Origin of the sequence: Acinetobacter sp. YH12145 (genome assembly GCF_013418335.1) — a bacterium.
In the GTDB taxonomy this organism is placed as follows: domain Bacteria; phylum Pseudomonadota; class Gammaproteobacteria; order Pseudomonadales; family Moraxellaceae; genus Acinetobacter; species Acinetobacter amyesii.
On sequence record NZ_VPCE01000007.1, the window covers coordinates 60,684 to 83,975 of the forward strand.

20 protein-coding genes are annotated in these 23,292 nt (G+C 40.1%); 13 read left to right on the top strand and 7 right to left on the bottom strand.

What is annotated here, in order from left to right:
* Positions 1–266 precede the first annotated feature (266 nt).
* The 4 genes from FTU80_RS08945 (at position 267) to FTU80_RS08960 (ending at position 5,375) form a co-directional block, all read left to right on the top strand.
* Positions 267–1,283, top strand: coding sequence for an aspartate carbamoyltransferase catalytic subunit (locus FTU80_RS08945; RefSeq protein ID WP_180084799.1), 1,017 nt, complete (start codon positions 267–269; stop codon positions 1,281–1,283).
* Positions 1,284–1,292: 9 nt separating this feature from the next.
* Positions 1,293–2,528, top strand: coding sequence for a dihydroorotase (locus FTU80_RS08950; protein ID WP_180084800.1), 1,236 nt, complete (start codon positions 1,293–1,295; stop codon positions 2,526–2,528).
* 221 nt (positions 2,529–2,749) lie between these two features.
* Positions 2,750–4,225, top strand: a complete 1,476-nt coding sequence (locus FTU80_RS08955; protein ID WP_180084801.1) for an OmpA family protein — start codon at positions 2,750–2,752, stop codon at positions 4,223–4,225.
* Between the two features lie 121 nt (positions 4,226–4,346).
* Positions 4,347–5,375 carry a DUF1311 domain-containing protein gene (locus FTU80_RS08960; protein ID WP_180084802.1) on the top strand — a complete coding sequence of 343 codons (1,029 nt, stop codon included), beginning with the start codon at positions 4,347–4,349 and terminating at the stop codon, positions 5,373–5,375.
* 49 nt (positions 5,376–5,424) lie between these two features.
* Here FTU80_RS08960 and FTU80_RS08965 read toward each other — a convergent pair whose 3' ends face one another.
* Positions 5,425–5,871 (bottom strand): universal stress protein, encoded by a 447-nt coding sequence (locus FTU80_RS08965; RefSeq protein WP_078188616.1) that lies wholly within the window; start codon positions 5,869–5,871, stop codon positions 5,425–5,427.
* A 142-nt stretch (positions 5,872–6,013) separates the two neighbouring features.
* Positions 6,014–6,457, bottom strand: a complete 444-nt coding sequence (locus FTU80_RS08970; RefSeq protein ID WP_078191806.1) for a universal stress protein — start codon at positions 6,455–6,457, stop codon at positions 6,014–6,016.
* Between the two features lie 311 nt (positions 6,458–6,768).
* Between FTU80_RS08970 and FTU80_RS08975 the strand changes: the two genes are divergently transcribed.
* From FTU80_RS08975 to FTU80_RS08985, 3 genes are all read left to right on the top strand, one after another.
* Positions 6,769–7,776 (top strand): alpha/beta hydrolase, encoded by a 1,008-nt coding sequence (locus tag FTU80_RS08975; protein WP_180084803.1) that lies wholly within the window; start codon positions 6,769–6,771, stop codon positions 7,774–7,776.
* 81 nt (positions 7,777–7,857) lie between these two features.
* Positions 7,858–8,202, top strand: coding sequence for an SMR family transporter (locus FTU80_RS08980; protein ID WP_078188613.1), 345 nt, complete (start codon positions 7,858–7,860; stop codon positions 8,200–8,202).
* A 1-nt stretch (position 8,203) separates the two neighbouring features.
* Positions 8,204–8,764: a TetR/AcrR family transcriptional regulator gene (locus tag FTU80_RS08985; protein ID WP_180084804.1), complete on the top strand. Its 561-nt coding sequence runs from the start codon at positions 8,204–8,206 to the stop codon at positions 8,762–8,764.
* Between the two features lie 346 nt (positions 8,765–9,110).
* Here the strand turns inward: FTU80_RS08985 and FTU80_RS08990 are convergent, their stop codons facing one another.
* From FTU80_RS08990 to FTU80_RS09005, 4 genes are all read right to left on the bottom strand, one after another.
* A complete protein-coding gene (locus FTU80_RS08990) occupies positions 9,111–10,280 on the bottom strand; it encodes a benzoate/H(+) symporter BenE family transporter (RefSeq protein WP_180084805.1) in 1,170 nt (389 codons plus the stop codon).
* A 254-nt stretch (positions 10,281–10,534) separates the two neighbouring features.
* Complete coding sequence (leuE, locus tag FTU80_RS08995; protein ID WP_180026435.1) at positions 10,535–11,185, bottom strand: leucine efflux protein LeuE; 651 nt, start codon at positions 11,183–11,185, stop codon at positions 10,535–10,537.
* A gap of 73 nt (positions 11,186–11,258) precedes the next feature.
* On the bottom strand, positions 11,259–12,248 hold the full coding sequence (gene tal / locus FTU80_RS09000; protein WP_078191801.1) for a transaldolase: 990 nt from the start codon (positions 12,246–12,248) through the stop codon (positions 11,259–11,261).
* A gap of 89 nt (positions 12,249–12,337) precedes the next feature.
* The gene (locus FTU80_RS09005) at positions 12,338–13,228 is read right to left on the bottom strand and encodes a LysR family transcriptional regulator (RefSeq protein ID WP_180007891.1); all 891 of its coding nucleotides are present in this window, start codon (positions 13,226–13,228) and stop codon (positions 12,338–12,340) included.
* A 117-nt stretch (positions 13,229–13,345) separates the two neighbouring features.
* Between FTU80_RS09005 and aceI the strand changes: the two genes are divergently transcribed.
* The 3 genes from aceI (at position 13,346) to FTU80_RS09020 (ending at position 17,705) form a co-directional block, all read left to right on the top strand.
* Positions 13,346–13,771 (top strand): chlorhexidine efflux PACE transporter AceI, encoded by a 426-nt coding sequence (aceI, locus tag FTU80_RS09010; protein WP_168377760.1) that lies wholly within the window; start codon positions 13,346–13,348, stop codon positions 13,769–13,771.
* Positions 13,772–13,975: 204 nt separating this feature from the next.
* Positions 13,976–15,076: an OmpW family protein gene (locus FTU80_RS09015; RefSeq protein ID WP_180084806.1), complete on the top strand. Its 1,101-nt coding sequence runs from the start codon at positions 13,976–13,978 to the stop codon at positions 15,074–15,076.
* A 445-nt stretch (positions 15,077–15,521) separates the two neighbouring features.
* Complete coding sequence (locus FTU80_RS09020) at positions 15,522–17,705, top strand: hypothetical protein (protein WP_180084807.1); 2,184 nt, start codon at positions 15,522–15,524, stop codon at positions 17,703–17,705.
* 63 nt (positions 17,706–17,768) lie between these two features.
* Here the strand turns inward: FTU80_RS09020 and FTU80_RS09025 are convergent, their stop codons facing one another.
* The gene (locus FTU80_RS09025; protein WP_180084808.1) at positions 17,769–19,289 is read right to left on the bottom strand and encodes an acetyl-CoA C-acetyltransferase; all 1,521 of its coding nucleotides are present in this window, start codon (positions 19,287–19,289) and stop codon (positions 17,769–17,771) included.
* A gap of 241 nt (positions 19,290–19,530) precedes the next feature.
* On the opposite strand from FTU80_RS09025, the gene FTU80_RS09030 reads away from it, so the two are divergent.
* The 3 genes from FTU80_RS09030 (at position 19,531) to FTU80_RS09040 (ending at position 23,272) form a co-directional block, all read left to right on the top strand.
* Positions 19,531–20,922 (top strand): 3-oxoacyl-ACP reductase, encoded by a 1,392-nt coding sequence (locus tag FTU80_RS09030; protein WP_180007894.1) that lies wholly within the window; start codon positions 19,531–19,533, stop codon positions 20,920–20,922.
* A 133-nt stretch (positions 20,923–21,055) separates the two neighbouring features.
* A complete protein-coding gene (locus tag FTU80_RS09035; RefSeq protein ID WP_078188603.1) occupies positions 21,056–21,910 on the top strand; it encodes a MaoC/PaaZ C-terminal domain-containing protein in 855 nt (284 codons plus the stop codon).
* 75 nt (positions 21,911–21,985) lie between these two features.
* On the top strand, positions 21,986–23,272 hold the full coding sequence (locus tag FTU80_RS09040; RefSeq protein ID WP_180084809.1) for a serine hydrolase: 1,287 nt from the start codon (positions 21,986–21,988) through the stop codon (positions 23,270–23,272).
* Positions 23,273–23,292: the final 20 nt, after the last annotated feature.

Below are 23,292 nucleotides of genomic sequence, written 5' to 3' on the forward strand. Positions count from 1 at the left end.
GCTGTTTATAGCTGAACTTTATCTGTTTGAAAGTATTCAAATCAATCAAAAATAAGGACAGATAGAAGTCCTGTTTGAAGGCTTTTTGAAAGGGGAAAGGTGAAGTTTAATTTAAAACGTTTAATTTATCTAATTGAAATGATAGATAGGAATTTGAAAATTCATTTTGAATAACATCATGCGTTTGCATTGAACGTTGAAAACTTCAACTGCCATTTGTCAAGATTCTCTGTATAATGCGTTAACTTAACGATAAGGAATCTCTCATGCACTTGGCGGCATTGCATACACCGAGCCAGATTCAACTCAACAAAGATGGTAACTTAAAACATTTCCTCACCATCGAAGGCCTTTCTAAAGAAACTCTCACAAAAATATTGGACACTGCACAGTCCTTTTTTAATGACCAAAATCAGCTGATTACCAACAACCTTTTAGAAGGTCGTACGGTGATGAACCTGTTTTTTGAAAATTCAACACGTACCCGTACCACTTTTGAAGCGGCAGCAAAACGCCTGTCTGCAAACGTATTGAACATTGATATTGCACGTTCAAGTACATCAAAAGGCGAGACACTGCGTGATACCTTGTGGAATTTAGAGGCGATGGCGACCGACATTTTTGTGGTTCGTCATTCATCGTCAGGCGCGCCGCATTTTATTGCCAAAGATGTTTGTCCGCATGTGGCAATCATCAATGCAGGCGATGGCCGTCATGCGCATCCAACGCAAGCCATGTTGGATATGTTGACGATTCGCCGTGAAACCAAAAAGAATTTTGAAGACATTTCCATTGCCATTATTGGCGATATTAAGCATTCGCGTGTTGCCCGTTCAGATGTCGCTGCATTGCAAACATTGGGCTGTAAAGATATTCGTGTCATTGCGCCAAATACTTTGCTGCCTTACGGTTTTGATGATTATGGCGAAGGCATTCGTTTGTTCAACAATATGGAAGACGGCATTCAAGACTGCGACGTGATTATTACTTTACGTATTCAAAATGAACGTATTGATTCTCCTGCGCTGTCATCTCAAGCTGAATTCTACAAAATGTACGGTTTGAATAAAGAACGCTTGGCTTTGGCAAAACCTGACTGCATCGTGATGCATCCGGGACCAATGAACCGCGGTGTTGAAATTGACTCGAGTATTGCCGATGGTGCTCAGTCCGTGATTTTACATCAGGTGACCAACGGTATTGCGGTGCGTATGGCGGTACTGGCTTTGGCAATGCAAGGTCAGTTGCAAGAAAAAGGTTTAATTGAAGCGATTGCGGTTTAAGGGATAGTCATGAGTATTGTTAAAGTTGAAAATGTACGTGTCTTAGATCCAATCAATCAAACTGACAGCGTACAGACGGTTTATATTGAAAATGGCCGATTGGTTGCCGAAAGCAATGCCGCTGAAACCATTGATGGTCAAGGCAAATGGCTGATGCCAAGTATGGTTGACCTTTGCGCGCGGTTGCGTGAACCGGGTCAACAGCAGCACGGCACTTTAAAGTCAGAAGGTAAGGCTGCGCGTGCGAATGGTATTTTGCATGTGTTTACCCCGCCTGACTCAAAACCGATTGTGCAGGACAATGGCGCATTGATTCATGGCCTGGTGGAAAAAGCCATGATTGATGGTGGCATTTATCTGCAGGTGATTGGTGCGCAAACTCAAGGCTTGTTAGGCAAGCAGCCGGCGAATATGGCAGGTTTGAAAAAAGGCGGCTGTACAGCAGTATCGAATGCTAATGCGCCATTTATGGACGATGATGTGGTGATTCGCACCTTGGAATATGCAGCGGGTCTGAACATGACCGTTGTGTTCTATGCCGAAGAACCGCAAATTGCCAAAGATGGTTGTGTGCATGAAGGCTTTGTCGCATCTCGTCAAGGTTTACCGATGATCCCTGCATTAGCGGAAACCGTAGCCATTGCAAAATATTTATTGATGATTGAAGCTACTAAAGTGCGTGCACACTTTGGTCTGTTGTCATCAGGCGCATCTGTCGAATTAATTAAACATGCTAAAGCGAAAGGCTTGCCTGTGACTTGCGATGTAGCCATGCACCAATTACATTTAACTGATCAGTTGATTGATGGCTTTAACTCACTTGCACATGTTCGTCCGCCGCTGCGTTCTGAGCAAGATAAAGACTTGCTCCGCCAAGCAGTGAAAGACGGTGTGATTGATGCAATTTGTACGCATCATGAGCCGCTGAGCAGCTCAGCGAAAATGGCGCCATTTGCTGAAACACAGCCCGGTTTTACTGCATTTGATACCTATGTACCTTTTGGTATTCAATTGATTCAAGAAGGCCTATTAAGCCCACTGGAATGGGTTGAGAAAGTCACACTCGCACCTGCTAAAGTAGCCAATATGCAACAACGTTGGGCAGATGAAGCGGGTTGGGTACTAGTCGACCCAGAGCTTGAATGGACCATCAATAAAGACACGATTGTGTCAAATGGTAAGAACACACCATTAATTCAGCACACCGTTAAAGGTAAAGTGCTTCAAGCTTTTTATGCCGTTTAAGCTGAAGCTCAACATGGAAAACGTTGAGTCCTAGCATTTTAATTTGATATCTAAAAGTCAGCTTCGGCTGGCTTTTTTTATTAGGATTGAAATTAATAGATTGAAAATAGAAAAGAAATTAACGCGCTGACAAGTCCGAACAAATTATTACATTTGATCAAAAAATAAGCATATAAACTAAAGTACACATGAAAATAATGACAACCGCATGGAGTACAAATATGAATATAGACTTATTAGCGCTGATTAAGCAGCACGTCTCCTCGATTGTGCTGGACGGTGATACACAACACTTAACTGAAAAAAATTCAGCCATTAGCCAGTTTATTCCATTCCTGTTAAATATTTTTCGATCCAAACCTGAATTTATTGATACCTTTCAAAAACAGTTAAACCCTCGTATTAGTGATATATTTTCAGCAAATCCCACATTAAAAGATCAATTTTTGCAACATCTCGGTGGCGGTACGGCCCCAACGTCAGAAATAGAGCAAACCTTAAACCACTCTATAGCTCCGACTTTAGGGGCACTTGAAAATGAAGCGGGTTCATCTGATCCCGTCGCAATCACGCATTTACTTGATAATCATGCAGATAGCATTTTGGTGGCACTACCACAATGGGCAGTGCCTTTACTCGCAGGTTTAGGGGTAAACACTGCAGCTGGCCGTACATTACACCAAGCGCCTGTTGTTGAACCAACACCTGTTATCGTTGAAGAAAAACGCTCGAATTGGTTATTGCCAATTATTGCGCTGCTTATATTATTGGGTCTGATCGCATTTTGGTTTAAGTCTTGTACTAATAAAGAAGAACCAACCATCTCTGCAACAACGGTTGCACAGCCTGCTGCATCTCAGCCAGCACATTTGCAATTTAGCACCGGTACAGATGGGCAGTTAACCAACTGTCAAATTCAAACAGGCGATTCAAACTATCTTGAAATTTTGCAGCAACAAGTCAAACAGATCTTTAACTTTAATACGGGCTGTGGTGCTTCATCTGATGCCAGTTACCATACTCAATTTATTGATCAAGATACCATTCCAACGGTTCTGCAAAAACTTAAAGGTGTGCCAAATACCACTTTAACCTGGACAGAAAATCAGTTATCGATTTTGTCGCAAAATCCTGCGGATGCTCAAAGCCTTGCCAATCAAATTAAACCTTTAGCAAAAAATATGACGGTATTGGTTCAAGAAGGCGTGAGCGAACAAACAGCAGTAGATAACAGTATTACTGATGCACAAAAAGCATTAGCAAGCATTAACCCTGAACAAGTTCGTGCGCTAGATGTTGCGACTGCGCTGAACTTACAAATTATTAATTTTGCGACAGGTTCATCTGATATTCCTGACGTAAATAAATCGATTTTGGATCAGGCGGCAGCATTGCTGCAGCGCGCTACAGAAGTACATCTGACTGTACAAGGTCATACCGATGCTGTGGGTAATGCGGAAGCGAATAAAGCTTTATCGCAAGAGCGTGCACAAGCTGTGGTGGATTACTTGGTGTCGAAAGGCGTTGATCCTGCACAGCTTCAAGCGGTGGGTTATGGTCAAGAAAAACCGGTAGCAGAAAACAGCACCAAAGAAGGTCAATTCAAAAACCGTCGTATTGAGTTTGAAGTTTTAAATACTGAGAATGGCAAAGTACGAGATGTCACCAGCGAAGGCGTAACTGAAAAGACCAATTAAAACCGTACTAAATTAGATGATATATAAAAAATCCCTGCACATGCGGGGATTTTTCTCGTCAAAGCGCTGTAGTTTTGAGTAAAATACGCGCGAAGAATAAAATCATAATGGTAATTATACAATGAAAAAAATAGTCATCACGAGCCTCATGTTGTCTGCGGCATTGATATCCGGCTGTGATAATTTTAAAAATAAAAAAGATGCTGAGGCCAAAACGGAAGCGCCTGCTTTGGAAGATTGGAGTTGTACGGCACAAGCCAATATCGACCAATTGCAAGATCATTTAAAAAACGAATATCTCAAAGAATTAAACAAAGAAATACGTCAGTCCGATTATGAAGCCGATCAGCAACTTATGGATCTGATTGTAAAAAATCTAAAATTTAACATTCAAAATGTCACGACTTTAACTGAAGACCCTAATAAAGCCAAAACATTGGAATGTAGCAGTCAATTGTTGGTGGTTTTCCCGAAAGGATTACAAAAGCGTGCTGAAAACGCCTATGCTGAACGACCATGTGACGAAGGCTGTGAAGAACGTGGTAATTATACTTTGAATGATTCACTCGAAGATGGTGAGTCAGGCTTAAGCATGGACAATGATCAGCTTAAAGGGAACTTTAGCTATAGCATCACTAAAACGGACAAAGATGGTTTAAGTTTAAGTGTCCCAAGTCAAAATGACGTAATTGATAGCGTTGTAACAGTGACACGTCATGCGGTGCTATATGCGGCATATAGTGCTCAAAATAAGCGAGACGAAGAATCCTATCAGCAAGGGATGGAGAGTCAATCTCAACAAATGAGCCTTGCACAAAAGGCGATGGATATTCGTAAGAAAGAGCTAGATCAGGATAATGCCAAAGTGGTGGACCGTCTCAATCAGACTTGGGATCGTTTTAGTGATGAACAAAAGGCGCAGTTACAGCAAGATCAAGCAGACTGGTTTGAAAAGCGTGATATCGACTGTAAAGTGCTTGCACAAAAAAGTGTTTATTCATTAAATGAAAGTGAAAAAGAGACTTATCAAAAGCATTCGCAATACTGGGATGATGCGATGAATACGCAAAATCAAGAGTTGCAATATACCAAATGTTTTAATCAGAAAACTACAGAACGAATTGTGTATTTAAATAACGTGTTTAATTGATCTAAAAGAAGAAAAGCCCTCAATTGAGGGCTTTTCTTTGAATCTTAGTTTATTGCTTGATGATCAAAACAGGAATTGGGCACTGCGTTAAAATATTTTGTGCCACGCTGCCTAGCATGGCTTTTTTCAAACCTGTGCGTCCATGTGAACCCATGATGATTAAATCCGCAGAGATTTCATCAGCCACTTGTAAAATCCCTTCAGTTGGCGATACACCATGAATCAAACGAGTTTTAACTTCGATACCATCACGTACAAAGGTTTGTTTGATATCTTCTAAACGCAGCTGAGCACTTTTTTCAGCCTGCATAAAATATTCAGTGATTGCAGGTGCAACAGCATAGAAATCGACACCAACGAATGGATCAACAGCAACAACACTAACAATGGTCACTTGTGCATTTTGACTTTTAGCCAAGCTGAGGGCATGTTCAACAGCAGAATATGAAATTGGAGATTCATCCACAGGGACTAAAATTTGTTGATATTGACTCATATCTGCTTCCTTAATATTTTAAATGTTATCAATCTAATCTTGCTCTATTCACGATATTGTATGAATTAGACAAAAGGGTAAGCTTTTTGGTGAAGGGTGTGCTGAATACAAAAAAGCCCACATCATGTGGGCTTAGTCATTTTTAAGCTTTTACAACCAACACGGGTAATTCAGTATTGCTGAGTACATCTTGTGCGAAGCTGCCGAGTAGCATTTTCTTAAATCCTTTGCGACCATGTGAACCCATCACGATCAAATCGGCTTTGACTTCATTGGCTGCTTCTACGACACCTTCAGCAGAAACTTGACCTTTAATAATCTTACTTTGTGCTTCTACACCCACTTCAGTTGTAATTTGTACAGCTTCTTTTAATGCAGATTCTGCATTTGCATAAGCTTGTACGAAATATTCTTTCATGATTGATGAAGAATAATAAAAGTCTGCATCGGTAAATGGGTCTTCAGCAACAAGGCTGATTAAAGTGAGTTGGCTGTTAAACGCCTTGGCAATAATTGCAGCTTTTTTAACTGCAGAAAACGAGATTTCTGAACCATCGACAGGTACTAAAATGTTTTGATATGACATGGAACAATCTCCTGTAATTTTGCTTTTAAACCCTATAGATTATTGATAACACATTGTCGTGCATGGTTCAATTTATTAATCTAAAAAATATTGTAAATTCATAAAATTACATAAATTAATGTCGATAAGTCGTCAAATAAATCTGAGCGGAAAACTCGGGCTTTGCTCAAAAAATATTAAAATAAAATCGACCAATTTTCTCGGATTTTGAGCTTAAAAGATCAATTTGAACTTTATGAAAATAAGCCTAAACTATATACAATTTTAAATCTAAGATTTATAACAGAATTGATGTGATTGGATAGTTTGATATGTCATATAAAGCAGGGTTGGTTGTACTCAGCATGTGTTCAGTGTTGCATTTGTCTGGTTGTCAAAACACGCAAAGCAGTACCAAAGTGATTGCAGGCGCATTTAACTTATCGACACAAGTTCAAAAGACCTTCATCAACCTACATGCTCCTGACAATGTTATTGTGCAGTCAAATATTCAATATCTACAAAATCCAAATTTAAACTTGGATATCTATCAACCTGAAACAAGTATGGCGATTGCACCAAGACCAACGATTGTTTGGATCCACGGGGGCGGTTGGGTCTCTGGCTCAAAAGAACATGCAGGTGGATATTTTAAACGACTCGCAGCCCAAGGCTATAATGTAGTTTCTGTTCAATATCAGTTTGCACCTGAAGCCATTTATCCTGCACAGCTCAACCAAATTGATGCTGCATTGATGTTTTTAAATCTACATGCAGCACAATATGGCATTGATTCGCAAAATATGTATTTGGCAGGGGATTCTGCAGGTGCAAATATGGCCAGTCATTATGCCGCCTTGGTTACGAATCCAGATTTTGCGAAAGCGTCAAAGATTCAACCTGTATTAAAGCCTTCACAGCTTAAAGGGCTGATTTTGCATTGTGGTATTTATGATTTAAACAGCTTTGTAAATACTGCACCCGCAGAGATTGGACTGATCGAGTGGGGCGTCTATAACTTAGTTCAGGCGTATACCGGAGACAAAAAAGATGATGCCGAGTTTTTAACGCGTATTTCAACGGCCTCAAATATTAATGCAAATTATCCGCCTGTATTTATCAGCGGTGGTAATAAAGATTTTTTAACCAAAACTCAATCTGAGCCTTTTGTAGAAAAATTGAAGGCAAATAATGTATCTGTGACAGCGGTATTTTATCCAGATTCGAAAGAATTTTTGGTACATGAATATCAATTTATGATGAGTAAAAAGGCCAGTCAGCAGACCTTTGATCGTACTTTAGAATTTTTGCAACAACACACACAGACCGTCAAAAATTAAAAACAGATTTAAAAGGCTTGCAGAATAATCTTTAACTTAATAACATACCTACCAGTTGGTATGTTTGTTTTGGAATGATTAATGAATTCGGTCACTTTAGCTTATGGCTTACTGTCATTAGCGATTATCTCAGAAGTAATTGGTTCGACATTTTTGGTGAAGTCAGAAGGCTTTACCAAACTTGCGCCTTCATTGGCTGTCGCAGTTTTATTCTGTTTGGCATTTTATTTATTGTCTCAGGTGATTAAAGTCATACCACTTGGTATTGCTTATGCCATTTGGGCGGGTGTTGGTATTGTTTTAACTGCACTAATTGGCTACTTTATCTTTCGTCAAAGTTTAGACCTCCCAGCCATGTTAGGGATAGGCCTGATTGTTTCAGGTGTGGTCGTAATTAACCTGTTTTCAACTTCTGCTGGACACTAGTATGGATAATCCGCATCAGCGCAAGAAAGAACCTCAACTGATACGCCAGAGTATTTTGCAGCATGCAATCCGTCTTGCTGCAGATAAAGGTGTCAACGGGGTGTCGATTCAAGCCGTTGCGGATTTAGTTGGGGTCACAAAAGGCGGTGTATTTCATCATTTTTCAAACAAACAAAAGCTCTTAGAGTCCATGATCGTCATGCTTTTGGCTCAATTAGACGAAGTCGTAGATCGATTAATTGACGAAGACCCTGAGCCATACGGTCGTTTTACCCGAGCCTATATTGAAATTACCTTAGAGAAACAAATCATGGGTTTGCAACAGTCTTGGTCCGCGATTTCGATGACCATGCTGACAGATAAAACATTTAATGAATATTGGATCGAATGGATGAACTCACGTTTAGAGCGTCATCATCAGACAGATTCGGATATAGAACTGAAAATTGTTCGTTATGCAGCCGATGGTATTTGGCTCACCGCTTTTACAGAAGTGGAAGATGAGAGCGAAACCCAATTATTAAAACAAGAACTGATCGCCCGAACGTATCAAGCGAAATAGATTAAATAACTGATGTTACACACGTAAAAGTAATTACGCATTTTTAAAATGATTTTTAAGTCTATTCGACGGAGGCTTACATCTAGGGATTGAATAAAGGGATTAGCCTTCGGCTGGAGGTACTCTTACGAAACGTTGTTTCTCATTCGGCAAAATGAGAAGCGTGCTACGTAAGGAAACCATCTTGCGGAGCATTGCTCCTCACCGCAAAACTTGTTCACTAGTGTTTAATTATTCAAAGTACCGCAAAAATATTTTTGATTAGAAATAGTCCTATATCAAACACTTGCGGATGACGTTACCGCGTATCATTCTTTTATTTGAAGCAAATTATTTAACTGAGGGCTTAATTTCTCTTATATTTGAAAATAGCATGTACGACTAAACCAAAGACCAACCCCCAAAACGCGGAACCAATACCAAAAAATTGTACGCCCGATGCACTAAACAAGAAGGTGAGTAGAGCAGCGTCACGTTCACTCGCTTCTTGGAAAGCAATGACGATGTTGTGTCCAATGGTGCCTAGTAGGGCAATGCCTGCTAAAGCGGTAATAAATACCAATGGGAAAGCGGTTAAGAAACTCACTAAAGTGGCTGCAAACAGGCCCATCAAAATATAAAAGAAGCCACAGGTCATACCTGCGATATAGCGCTTTTTCTCATCGGGGTGGGCTTGGTCATCTAGACTGATGGCAGCACTAATCGCAGCAATATTGACACTAAAACATCCAAATGGCGCGAGTAGCGTTTGGGCTGTCCCAGTCCAACCGATCAGTTGATTAACGTGGGGTTGATAGCCATAACTTTTAATCATGGCTAAACCAGGTAAATATTGAGATGCCATATTGATTACAAAGAGGGGCAGCGCCAAACCCAGTATTGCTGAGATCGAAAATTCAGGTGTGACCCAAACCGGCTGTGCGAGTTCTAAATTAAGCGCCGGTAATTGAAAGCCAAGTAATAATGGGCAAAGCATGATGCCAATGATCACCGTAATGACAATGCTATAACGTGGTAACAGCCGTTTACTGAGGACATAGGCAGCCAGTAAACCAAGAACGAATGCCCATTCATTTTGTAAATTGACAAATAGCTCAATACCAAATTTAAGGAGTACACCCGCCAACATTGCACTAGTTAGACATTGCGGGATATAGCGCAGTATTTTTTCAAAAATGCCTAAAAATCCAAGTATTGCTGTCAATAAGCCACAGACCAAGAAAGCACCTAGGGCGGCATTCATGCTGTAACCATTTGCAGTCGCTAAAATCAGTGCCAGTCCTGCAGTGGACCATGAAGTCGCAACGGGATATTTAAATTTCCAAGACAGAATCAGCCCGCTTAAGCCGATACCCAAACCTAGAGCCCAAAACCAAGAGGTTATTTCTGCTGTGTTGGCACCGAGCAGTTGTGCAGATTGGATCACCAAAACAGCCGAGACACTGATCCCGACTAAGAACGTAATAAAACCTGCAAAAGCAGCTGGAATGGAGAAGTCTTGGAGTAGTTTTTGCATAATGATCGAGCTATGACTATTGTTGGCGCAGATTTAGGATGTCATTTTTCAGGATGATACGCTCAAGTCCTGTACAGTAAAAGTGCTTAACAAGATGTTAGGGAAATACTTTATTTATTCAAGAACGACACTTTAATAAAAGGCACTTTAATAGAACGAATCGACAACCTACATTGAGGATGTTTCAACCATTCAAAAGTTTAAAGGCATATAGATTTTTAAGTAAAAAAACAGAAATACTTTGCCCATGTCGGTTACATGGTAGATGTCGCAAGCTTTAGACCAAATCCACAAAATAGAAGACCAACTGCTGCTACACAGCATGCCGTAAATTTATAGCGATGGCTAAAATAGGTAGCCAGTTTTGCACCCGAAAAGATCAAAATCGTTAAATAGCTCATACTGATAATTTGCAATACGATCGCGAGTACGGTGAATGTAATCGCAGGATATGGATATGCAGGATCGACGAATTGTACAAAGAACGATAAGTAAAAAAGAATGGCTTTAGGGTTTAAAATACTGATGGTTAATGCAGTCTTAAACGGTTTCAGTTCGCTCAAACTCAGTTGTTTGGTGTCGAGTTGTTCTGGCGTTTGAACGGCATTCCAAGTTTGGTAGGCAGCCTTGAAAAGTTTGATACCTAAATAACTTAAATACAGCGCACCCACAATTTTTAATAATAAGAATAACCAAGGGAAGGCATGAAGTAAGGATGCAGCGCCGAGAGCAGTGAGTAAGATTAAGATCAAATCGCCAGTATAAACGCCAAAAGCACCTAAATAGCCGACCTTAATGCCATAGCGAGAAGCAACAGACATGACATAAAGTGAATTTGGCCCGGGTAAAATCACAATTAATATCGTACCAATAATAAAGGTCGTTAAGTCTGTGATTCCAAACACTGAAGACACTCAAATAAAAAACCGAAGCTGTAGTATACAACTTCGGTTCTAGATGAAACTGAAAATTTCTAATTTATGCTTTTATTTCAGCATCTAAGCCAAAAGTTTGACGCAGTAAGCTACTTAATTGCTCACGGGCTTTAATAAAACCATCAATACCGCCTTGTAATAGTTGGAAAGACATTAAGTCTTTTTCAACTTCAGCTTTGAAAGTTTGCTTGTCGAGCACTTGTACATCGTGTTGACAGTGTGCATGCGCATGATGATTAGACAATTGCACTTCAACGGTACGCTGATCTTTTTCCAGTTCTGCCAATAAATTTGGTGAAACTGTCAATAAATCACAACCTGCTAAACCAAGCACTTGATCAATACTACGGAAGCTAGCACCCATAATTTCAGTTTTGATGTCATGTTGTTTGTAGTAGTGGTAAATCTGCTTCACTGATAACACGCCCGGATCTTTCTCAATCGGGTAGCTATCCACATTTTCAGCTTTTTTGTACCAATCTAAAATACGGCCGACAAATGGCGAAATCAGCGTGACTTGAGCATCTGCACAGGCTTGAGCTTGATGCAAACCAAACAACAGAGTCAGATTACAGTGAATGCCTTCAGCTTCAAGGGCTTTAGCGGCTTGAATGCCTTCCCACGTTGAGGCAATTTTAATTAAGATACGGTTTTGATCGATACCATACTGTGCATATAAAGCCAATAACTCTTTAGCTTTTGCAATGGTGGCATCAGTATCATAGGACAAGGCTGCATCGACTTCTGTAGAGACACGTCCTTCGATCAATTTTAAAATTTCTACACCAAATTTGACCGTAAGAATATCGATGGTGCGCTCAACCAGCTCATCATTTTGATAACCTTCTTTACGCGCTTGTTCAAAAGCACTTTCAATCAGTTCTTTATTTTCAGGTTGATTTGCCGCTGCTGTAATTAAAGATGGATTTGTGGTCGCATCCAATGGACGGAATGTATTAATCGCAGCTAAATCACTGCTGTCAGCAACAATCGTTGTTAGGCTTTTTAATTGGTTTAACGCATTTTGAGTCATTTGAAATCTAGTTCTTAATGTTCTTGGTGTACATACTTTTATAACACAATCTGTTTAGAACCCAACCAAAAAACGCCTAATTAGGCAGTCTAAATCGTAGTTTTTCGTGAATTTCGGATGTGATTAATCAAAAAATGAGCAGCCGAGCCGAGAGGTTTTTCACGGTTCCAGACCAAGTCGACGAAATATTCAAATTTGGGTGTGAAATCTTGAAAGCTTAAGATTTTGAGTTGATCTTTGAGAGTCGGATTTTCATTAAACATCTCTAATGGAAGCACACCCCAACCCAGACCTTGAATAATCATAGAACAGGCTGAGTGGTGGTTATCTGTACGCCAATTGTGTTTGGAAAATAACAACTCTGGTTTGATGCTTTTATCACGACTTGCAACCACGATTTGCCGACTTTGCAAAATTTGCTCAAAACTGACTTGCTTAAATTTCGACAGGGCATGTTTTGTCGCAGCAACAGGAACCAATGCTTCACGCTTCAATTCGACAAATTGTTCATAACTCTCAAGCTGTTCACGTTCAAACATTAGAGCAAGCTGCGCTTGACCCTGTAATAACATCTTTTGAGCATCTTCTTGAGGCGCAGAAAAAATATTGATTTGCAAAGATGGAAAATGAGTTTCTAGCAAAGAGATATAGTCGGTCCACTGCGTATGAAGCAGTTCTGATACCACCACGATATTCAGTGAAGACTCTAAACCATGACTCAGCGCAATCGCATGCTGTTTCCACTGATTGATTTCTATCAATAATTGTTCAGTTTTTTCATACAGGTTAAGCGCTTGAGCGGTGGGCACAGGCTCACGACCAACGCGCTCAAACAGTTTAAGGTTGAGATCAATTTCGAAATTCGCAATGGACATGCTGACTGCTGATGGCACTTTGCCGAGTTGTCTGGCGGCTGCGGAAAATGATCCTGTTTCCATGACTGTTTTAAAAATCATCAGTTGTTCTTGATTAATATTCATGTGCATACAGAAAAAATAAAGGAATACAACCTTTCAATAATATTGAAAGAATCTGACTCGATTAATCAATAATATAAAAATAAAATAAGTTTTTTACAAATAATAGAGTGTTTCAAAATGACGATTTCCAAGAGAAGGATTATTCATGCGCTAAGCTATGAGATCATCCTATTGGTGATCATTGCTATTGCTTTAAGTTTTATTTTTAAAGTTCCGATGGAGGTGACAGGTACGCTCGGTATTGCAATGGCGGTCACTTCTGTGATTTGGAACATGATTTTTAATCATTATTTTGAAAAATTTGAAGCAAAAAGAAAGTTAAAAAGAACCTTTGGTGTACGTGTTTTACATGCAATTGGATTTGAGGGCGGTTTAATGCTTGCAACCATCCCAATGGTGGCTTATGCCATGCATATGACCTTATGGCAGGCGATTTTGCTCGATTTTAGTATGACCATGTGTATTTTAGTCTACACATTTATTTTCCAGTGGTGCTATGACCAGATCGAGGCGCACTTAGGTTACCAACCACAATATCGTTAAATTTCAACAAGAAAATCACATTGGCCTGTATTGATAAGTACAGGCCTTTTTTGCATTAAAATAGTGCAAAAGTTTACAAATAACAATATATAAAAACATAATATAAATATAAAAAATTATACTAATTACATAACTTTTAAACATAAGAACAAAGAATGTTTTTATAAGTGGATTAAAAAAATATGCAAGACAAGGAGTTAGCATATGAAATTGATAAAAATTGTCACACCTGTTGTTTTACTTGGGCTTACACAATTTACATTTGCAGATGGTAACTTTAAACGTTTTTCTGTATCTGCGGGTTGGATGCATGTGATGCCGCAAGGAAAGGCAAATCCATTTAATATTAATACTGCGGTAGCAAATGGCACACAGGCTGAAGTAGGCACAATTAGTACTGAAGGTTTTTTAAAAGCGATTGATCCGAATGCAATTTATAATGAAGGGAGTAATTCTGCGAATCTTAAGGACACTTTAACCGACCTTGTGAATGGCCCTTTGGGAGGATTAATTAAAGATAAGGATGGCAACATCAAGTCAGAGATTGCAGGGATCGCAACGATCAATGGACTAGATAATTGGTCAGCTGAAGGGACGGGGCTTGAAGCAGAAGATGTCGATACATTAGGTTTAACATTTAACTACCATATTAATGATAATGTTTCTTTGCAAGTGATTGGCGGTATCCCACCTGAGGTAGATATTAAAGGTAAGGGTATGATTACCGCGCCATTATCTGGTCTTGCAGAGCCAGGTGGTCTGGGCGGTATGTTATTCCCAGATGGTTTACCACTAGATTACGCAGTACCCATTACGGATCTATCATCTTATGGTAAGGCGGCGAGTGCGAGAGCTTGGACGCCGGTATTTCAGGCACAGTACCAATTTGGTCAGTCGGGTGTAAATAAGTTTAGACCTTATGTGGGTGCAGGGATCATGTATGCTTATTTTAATGATATTGAGCTAAATAAAGGAATTGAATCTGACTTAATTGCTGCAGGACATATGATTCAAAACATTAAAGATAATAATGCGGGTGCAGCACTCGATGGTAAAGAATCATCTGGAAAAATGGTGGTCGATGTCGATGCGGATGATGCGATTGCTCCAATAGTCACACTCGGATTTACTTATGACTTCAACCCAAGTTGGTTTACGGTTGCTTCGGTGTCTTATGCAAAGTTAAATAATAAAACCAAGATTGATGTGATTAATCAAACGACGGGTGAACAATTAATTCATGCAACGACCAAGATCGATATTGATCCTATCATTACTTACTTAGGCGTAGGGTATCGTTTCTAAAAAATGATTGAATCGTAAAAACCCGCTCTTAAGAGCGGTTTTTTTCTTTAAGTATTTATTATTTAATCATCCTTGTTCGTCCATGACCATCAGCAATACAGATCAAGATGTGTATACGGCCAGAACCTTTTATAAGTTCTGCTTTGGACTGAGGTACAGCAACCTATGTCGGAAAGGTTAAAAAAATCTTTTAGTCTTTGTTTTTCAGTGGGTGTATTACTTCCATTGAGGAATTATTTCTATTTAAGTTTAATTATCGGGAAAATAAATAGAATTTTACCTATAAAAAATGTATTACATGACCATCTCTGCGTTGTTAATGTGAAAAATATACTAATAACATCACTTAATATTGATGCTGATTCCAGTTTAATGATTAGGTGAATATCCTTTTTTGAATTATAAGATATTGATTATTTGTATTTTATTTTTTAGCGGTGTTTGGATGAAATTACGTGCATTAGCAGTAGTGGTTGCACTCATAATGACGGGGTGTGGTGGAGGTGGTGGTGAGTCTGGACAATCAACTGCTCTAACAGAATCTACACAGAATCAAGGTCAAATTAATTTAGCTAACGGCATCCGTTTAGCTGATGTGGCTTCAGAGTTAAATGCTTCAACATTTTCTTTAGCATCATGGAGTCCAACAGCCATTCAGCGCGGCGGCGACATTTTATATATTGCAAACAATCAGCCGACAGTAGAAATTCTGCGTTATGATTTAAAAAATAAGACAGTTCTCAGTTCAATTTCCGCAGCAAGTGCTTTTGGCAATACAGGAAAATTATGGGCGGATATTAGCGATATATACATCGCAGGCAATCGTCTTTATGTATCGTCATCAGGCAGCCATCGCGCAGATATTTTTGATATTTCAGGAACTGCACCTGCCTATTTTGGGTCTTTAGGTACTGGGTCTACAAACGGGGGGCAGCCGTTTTATGCGATGACTAATCCAAGTGCAGTCATCGCAAATGATCAATATGTTTTTGTCGCGGATAACTTAAACCGTATCAATGTCTGGACTCAGGAAACGGTGAATGGCAATTCCAGTGCTGCTTTAAGAAAGTTTAGCCGCCTTGCATTGCCAAGCTGTGGCTCAGGTTGTGTACCGCGTTTAGAAATTATTGGTGATCAGTTATATGCCACAACAACGAATGGTCATACCTATGTCTATAATATTAAAAATATTCATGAAGCCCTAGATACAGAATCACTTGTTCAGCCAGATAAAACGCAAAACTCCGTCGCAACCGTGGTACACAGTGCAACGGACAACTTGCTCTATGCAGCGCAGCCGAGTGGAAAAATTGTCAGCTATTCAAAAAATAATCTAGCAAGCCTGACGACTGCGTTGCCAAGTAGCGTAGTAGATGCTGTGCAGCAGTTCCGTTTGGCAGGACAGAATGCTCAGACTTTGCCTAAGTCTTTAGATTTAACGGTATATGGCGATGTTATTTATACACTGTCAAATCAAAAAATTATTGCATTGCCGCTGCGTAAAATTAAGCAAGTAATTTCAGATACACCAGTCGCATCAACTAACTTGCTCGAGTCGAAAGCGACTGAACAAACCCGTATGCTGCAAGATGGAGAAAGCTGGGCAACATTAACCAATACCACGTTGCGTAATATCTCTGTCAATAAAATATTATCGGCTTCCTTTACCGGCAGCGGTATTAATTTGCAAAGCTACAGTGCAGCAGAAGTGAATAATTTAAAAATTGTTGGCAAGCTGCGTCAAAGTGAGCAATGGGTTGAAATTGCGACACTGGATCGTTTAACACCGTTTTCTACAAGCAAGCTCAATTTGACCATTGATAAAAATGCTGGATTTAATTTGGTTAATAAAATTGGTTCGGCACGTATTGAAGGCCTAAGCAATTTTAGTGAAGTGCCTATTGAACTCTTTGAAGAGGTTAAAATCACCTCAGATTCAGATACGCACGTTCAGAAGTTAAATACGATTAAAGCGCAGTGGAAACTGACCTTTGGTACGTACAATCCTGAAAGCGATTCGAAATGGTGCCGTATTACCCCGTTGTATGCGCGTGAATGGGTCATTATGATGACTAACTTTGCCTATATGATCAGTACGCCTGAGTTTGAAACACTGTGGTTTAATCATAAGGCTGCAATGGGACACGACTTTTTTGGTAATGCAGGGCGTGTAGAGGGAACTAATGGTTACTTCAAAGCTGAAGATTATAAAAATATTTATAATAGTATTTTAAACCGTGGGCAGATTAGTCTCGGTGTTACCAACATGGGTGGTGGGCTTGGCGGCGGTCAGGTACTTGGTGTAGATGGATGGATTTACTACGGTCATTATAGACAATCTGGCTATCGAATTGTTGCACATGAATTCGGGCATCATTGGGGCGGTCATAATAGCGCTTGGGCAATGGAAGGCTGGGGCTTTGAAGCAATGATGGATAATTTAAATTTCTATTTCCAGCGTCAGCCAGGTTCTTTACCTTATATGGATCCGAATTTAAACAGCTTCCATACACGTCCAGATTCAGAGTTATGCCAAGGGATTAGCCAAAACATTTTGAATGGTGTAGCTTCAAAAACACCTTGGAATAAAGTGGATGAATACTTTAAAAATAATCCATTACCGAAATAATGTTTAGCATTGAAGCATTAAAAAAGCACCTCATTTGAGGTGCTTTTTTTAAATCTGAGAAAATTATTTTTCAATAATTGCGGTTACACCTTGACCGCCAGCAGCACAAATCGATACAAGTACACGGCCTGAACCTTTTTGGTTCAGCAATTTTGCAGCAGTTGCGATAATACGACCGCCAGTTGCAGCAAATGGGTGACCTGCAGCAAGTGATGAGCCTTTCACGTTCAATTTAGAACGATCAATTGAACCCAATGGTGCATCTAAACCTAAACGTTCTTTACAGAATTTAGGATCTTCCCATGCTTTTAGTGTAGATAATACTTGAGATGCAAACGCTTCATGAATTTCATAGTAATCGAAATCTTGTAGCGTAATACCTGCACGTTCAAGCATACGAGGCACTGCATACGCAGGCGCCATCAATAAGCCTTCTTTTTTCTCGACAAAGTCAACTGCCGCAGTTTCTTGGAAAGTTAAATAAGCAAGAACTTCGTGACCGTTTGCTTTTGCCCATTCTTCAGAGGCAAGAAGGACACATGACGCACCATCAGTCAGTGGAGTCGAGTTACCCGCAGTCATCGTACGCGCATCGCCTTTACCAAACGCTGGTTTTAACTTCGCAAGTTTTTCTACTGATGAGTCTGCACGTAAGTTGTTGTCACGCTCTAAACCAAGGAATGGCGTAATCAGGTCATCAAAGAAACCTTCTTCGTAAGCAGCTGCCATTTTTTGATGTGAAGATGCCGCAAGTTCATCTTGCGCTTCACGTGAAATACCCCATTCAAGTGTCGTAATTGCTTGATGGTCACCCATAGAAAGACCTGTACGTGGTTCACCGTTCTTCGGTGCATCCATCAAATCTTTAACATTAATTTTAGTTAATGCTTTAAGGCGATCTTTACCTGTTTTTGCGATGTTCAGTTCAAGTAGTGCTTTACGTAAACCATCACCAAAAGCGATCGGTGCATCAGAGGTTGTGTCTACACCACCAGCAACACCCACTTCGATTTGACCCAATGCGATTTTATTAGCAACCAAGAAAGCTGCTTGTAAACCTGTACCACATGCTTGTTGAATATCGTAAGCAGGTGTTTCAGGAGCAAGTTCGGTATTGAGTACACACTCACGGGTCATGTTAAAGTCACGACTATGTTTTAACACAGCGCCAGCAACAACTTCACCAAGGCGTTGACCTTGAAGGTTGAAGCGTTCAACAAGACCATTTAATGCAGCTGTGAACATATCGCTGTTCGATGCAGTGAAGTAAGCGCCGTTAGAACGAGCGAAAGGAATACGATTACCACCGATAATAGCAACGCGGCGAACTGTGTTTTGACTCATGGTATTATCCTGTTGAACAGACGTTTGAGTTGTTGATTTTAAAGCTGTTTTAGGGTTTGAAGCGGGTGTCTTAGTACGTGTAGATGCACGACGAGGACGGCTCGTTTTAGCGACATCACTTGTAGACTTGGTTGCTGTGCCCGTACTTTTAGCGGTACGTGGCGTACTCTTTGATGTATTTGACACAGTTTCCGTAGTCGGAATTTCGACTGCTGGATTTTCTTGAGTTGTTTTGCTCATAAGGCTTTTCCAAGCATGTTGATGATCTTCTTGACGGCTACATTAGCATATTCACCAAAGGGGTAAATTGACTAAAATGACATTCGCTAAAGCATTCAGGTCAAGCCATCTGCGGTTTAACTCAAGTATGATTCCATGGAAACTGATGGAACTATTGAAATATAAGTATCTGACATCATCTTGAAGTTAAAGGGATATCTTCAGATCCATCAAAAATTAATCTGTATGAGAGATAATAAACATGACTGATCAATACCAAACATTTGCAAAATCTCCTATTGGTAAATTTGTCATCAAAAATTTAGGTTTACCATCACCGACTTTTTTAGAGCGTTTTGAGTCTGCAACACCTGTAGTTAAAGGTGCGGTTTTATTCGGTGCAGCGCCTGCTTCAACATTATCTGGTGCTATTGCGCAAGTCTTGGCAAATATTCATGCCAATAGCTATGCAGGCAATAATGCTGAATTACAACAAGCTGCGGCAAAATCAGGTCTAAACTTAAGCGCATTCAACGAAGGCGATAAAGAGTCTAAGTTTAAAGTTGTGGTGTTTGATGCTTCAGGTATTCAAAACTCAGAACAATTGCATGCCTTATATGCCTTTTTTAACCCAATCGCACGTCAAATTCAGGCGTCTGGTCGCGTTGTCGTTGTTGGTACAACACCAGAAACTGCGAAAACTGTGAAACAAGCCATTGCACAACGTGCATTAGAAGGTTTTGTAAAATCAGTGGGTAAAGAGTTTAAGAAAGGGATTGCTGCACAGTTAGTCTATGTGGATGAAGGTGCTGAAGCAAACTTAGAATCTGCATTACGTTTTGTGATTTCACCACGTTCAGCTTATGTATCGGGTCAAGTGATTCGTGTATCTAAAGCAGATGTTGTGGATGTTGATTGGAATAAGCCGCTTGCAGGCAAAACAGCTGTTGTAACAGGTGCAAGCCGTGGTATTGGTGAAGCAATTGCGCATGTATTGTCACGTGATGGCGCGCATGTCATTTGTTTGGACGTTCCACAGCAGCAAGCTGACCTTGACCGCGTAGCAGGTGAAATTGGTGGTTCTACGCTCGCGATTGATATTACTGCAAGCGATGCAGGTGAAAAAATCAAAGCTGCGGCAGCTGCCCAAGGTGGTTTGGATATCATCGTGCACAACGCAGGGATTACCCGTGACAAAACTTTGGCCAATATGAAGCCTGAGCTTTGGGATTTGGTGATTAACATTAACTTGTCTGCGATTGAGCGTGTAAATGATTACCTTCTTGAAAATGATGGCTTCAATGCAAATGGTCGTATTGTTTGCGTATCTTCTATTTCAGGTATTGCAGGTAACTTAGGTCAAACCAACTATGCTGCTTCTAAAGCTGGTGTAATTGGTGTGGTTAAATTTACTGCTCCATTATTGAAAAATGGCGTAACCATTAATGCTGTTGCTCCAGGCTTTATTGAAACGCAAATGACTGCTGCGATTCCATTTGCAATCCGTGAAGCAGGTCGTCGTATGAACTCGATGAGTCAAGGTGGTTTACCTGTAGACGTTGCAGAAACGATTGCGATGTTTGCTTCAACTGCGTCGACTGGCTTGAACGGTAACGTGGTACGTGTGTGTGGTCAAAGCTTGTTAGGGGCTTAATTAATCCCTCCCGACCTCCCTTTGAAAAAGAGAGGAGAAGTCCCCCTTTATCAAAGGGGGATGAGGGGGATTTAAAATATCCTTCTTTAAAAGGAAGGGAACTTTATAAAGATAAAACTTCCAAAGGTTTAGTATGAATACTCGCCATTTTAGTCAACTTCCAAAACCTTATTTAGCCTATCCAAAAGTGATTCAAGGCTTGATTTTTAAAAAGCCTAAAGCTGAAAAAGTGCTGCCGCAAGTTGAATATGTGGTGGATTCATTTAAGGTCGATCAAAAACATTTAAAAGCTTATAACGAAGTCTGTGGCTTTAAAAACAATGGTTATATCCCAGCGATTTATTTGGCGGTGCTTTCTCAAAGTTTGCAAATGCATATGATGACTACGGAAGCTTTTCCATTTGCGATCTTAGGTTTGGTACATATTCGTAACCAAGTGAAGCAATATCGCAAAGTTGGTGTAAATGAAACACTGTCATTGTCATGCAAATTTGGTGAATTACAGCCACATGATAAAGGCGTGCAATTTGACTTTATTACCACTGCAAAAGTGGGCGATGAAGTGGTTGTAGAATCATTAACCACGTATTTAGCACGTCAAAAAACAGAGAACAAAGCTGCGGCAAAATCTACCGAAACAAAGTCAGCTGAGTTGCAAGTTCAAGCTGAATGGAATGTTTCTGAAAATACCGGTCGCCGTTATGCGTTGACTTCTGGTGACTTTAACTTAATTCATATTCATGCTGTGACAGCTAAAGCGTTTGGTTTTAAACAAGCCATTGCACATGGTATGTGGAGTAAAGCCAAAGCTTTGTCGAGCTTAACTTTACCAGATGCCTATGAAGCAGATGTATGGTTTAAATTACCAATGTATTTACCTTCTCAAGTTGAGTTCCTAACTGCACAAACGGGTAAAGATACAGAGTTTGCAATTCGAAATAGCAAAAACAAAAAACCGCATGTCGCGGGAAGTGTGAAAGCACTGTAAGATTTAAGCCTAAATCGATATCGGTTTAGGCTTTTTTGTTTTAATCTCAAGCGATTCATATTCAAAGGAATGATGATGCAGGCGCTCAAAGAATATCTATTTGCACAGAAGAATAATTATCAAGGTACGGTTGACGAGGCGTTTCAAGATTTGGCGGCGCAATTTAGCCGTATGCAGGATGCTCGAACCCACTTAGGCGGAGCCGCCTTAGTGGTGTATTTTAAAGGTCAAAAAGTCGTGGATATTTGGACCGGTAAAAAGTCAGCCGAAGAAGCTTGGCAGTCCAATACGCCCTCGGTCTGTTATTCCACGGGTAAAGGTGTACTTGCAACGCTTGCACATATCTTAGTGAGCGAAGGCTTTCTAGATTACGATACTCCCGTTGCCGTATATTGGCCGGAGTTTGCTCAAAATGGTAAGTCGGATATCACATTAAGGCACATGCTGAGTCATCAAAGTGGTTTATACGATATCCGAAATATCATTGAAACGGCATCTGAAATGGCTGATTGGCCACATATGCTCAACGTCATCGAGCAAGCCAAACCACGTTTTGAGCCGACAACTGATGCGGCATATCAACCATTAACCTTCGGTTGGCAAGTAGGTGGTGTACTTGAAAAGGCCACAGGTCGACCGCTTACAGAATTGATGCAACAGTATTTGGTTGAACCTTTAGAGTTGGATCATGCTTTTTTTGGTGTACCAGAGCATCAACTTGGTAAGGTTGCACGCTTGATTCCGAAAAAGAAAAAAGAAGAACGCACTATAGATGCTTCTGTTCAAGAAAATACCCAAGCGCAGACAACGAAAAAAAAGACCGAGACACGAAAACCGTCAATCTTTGATCAGCTCCTGCAAATTTCAGGACAAAATTTGCAAGACTTTCAAGATGGTATGATTCCAAAAGGAATGCGCAAGTTTTCATTTTTTAGTGATGAGGGTTTGCAAGCCATTATTCCTGCGGCAACAGGCGTATTTAGTGCTAATAGTTTAGCGAAAATCTATGCAATGCTAGCCAATCATGGCCAGTGGCAAGGACAGACCTTAATCACACCACAAGTTTTTGAATCTTTAAGTGAAATTCAATATAAAAAACGTGATCGTATTATGCCTTTACCGATGAATTGGCGTTTGGGATATCATCGAATTTTAACTTTAGGTAAATCGAGTCAAGGTTTTGGACATATTGGTTTTAATGGTTCTGGGGCCTGGTGTGATCCGCAGCGTGATTTAAGTTTTGCTTATACACATAACTTTGCGACGGGTTCAATCACCGGCGATTATCGCTTATGGGGCCTAACTCAAGAAACCTTACGCTGTGCAGATAAAGTATTAAAAGGGCGTAAAGGCTGGATTTAATATACTTTGGAATAGAACAG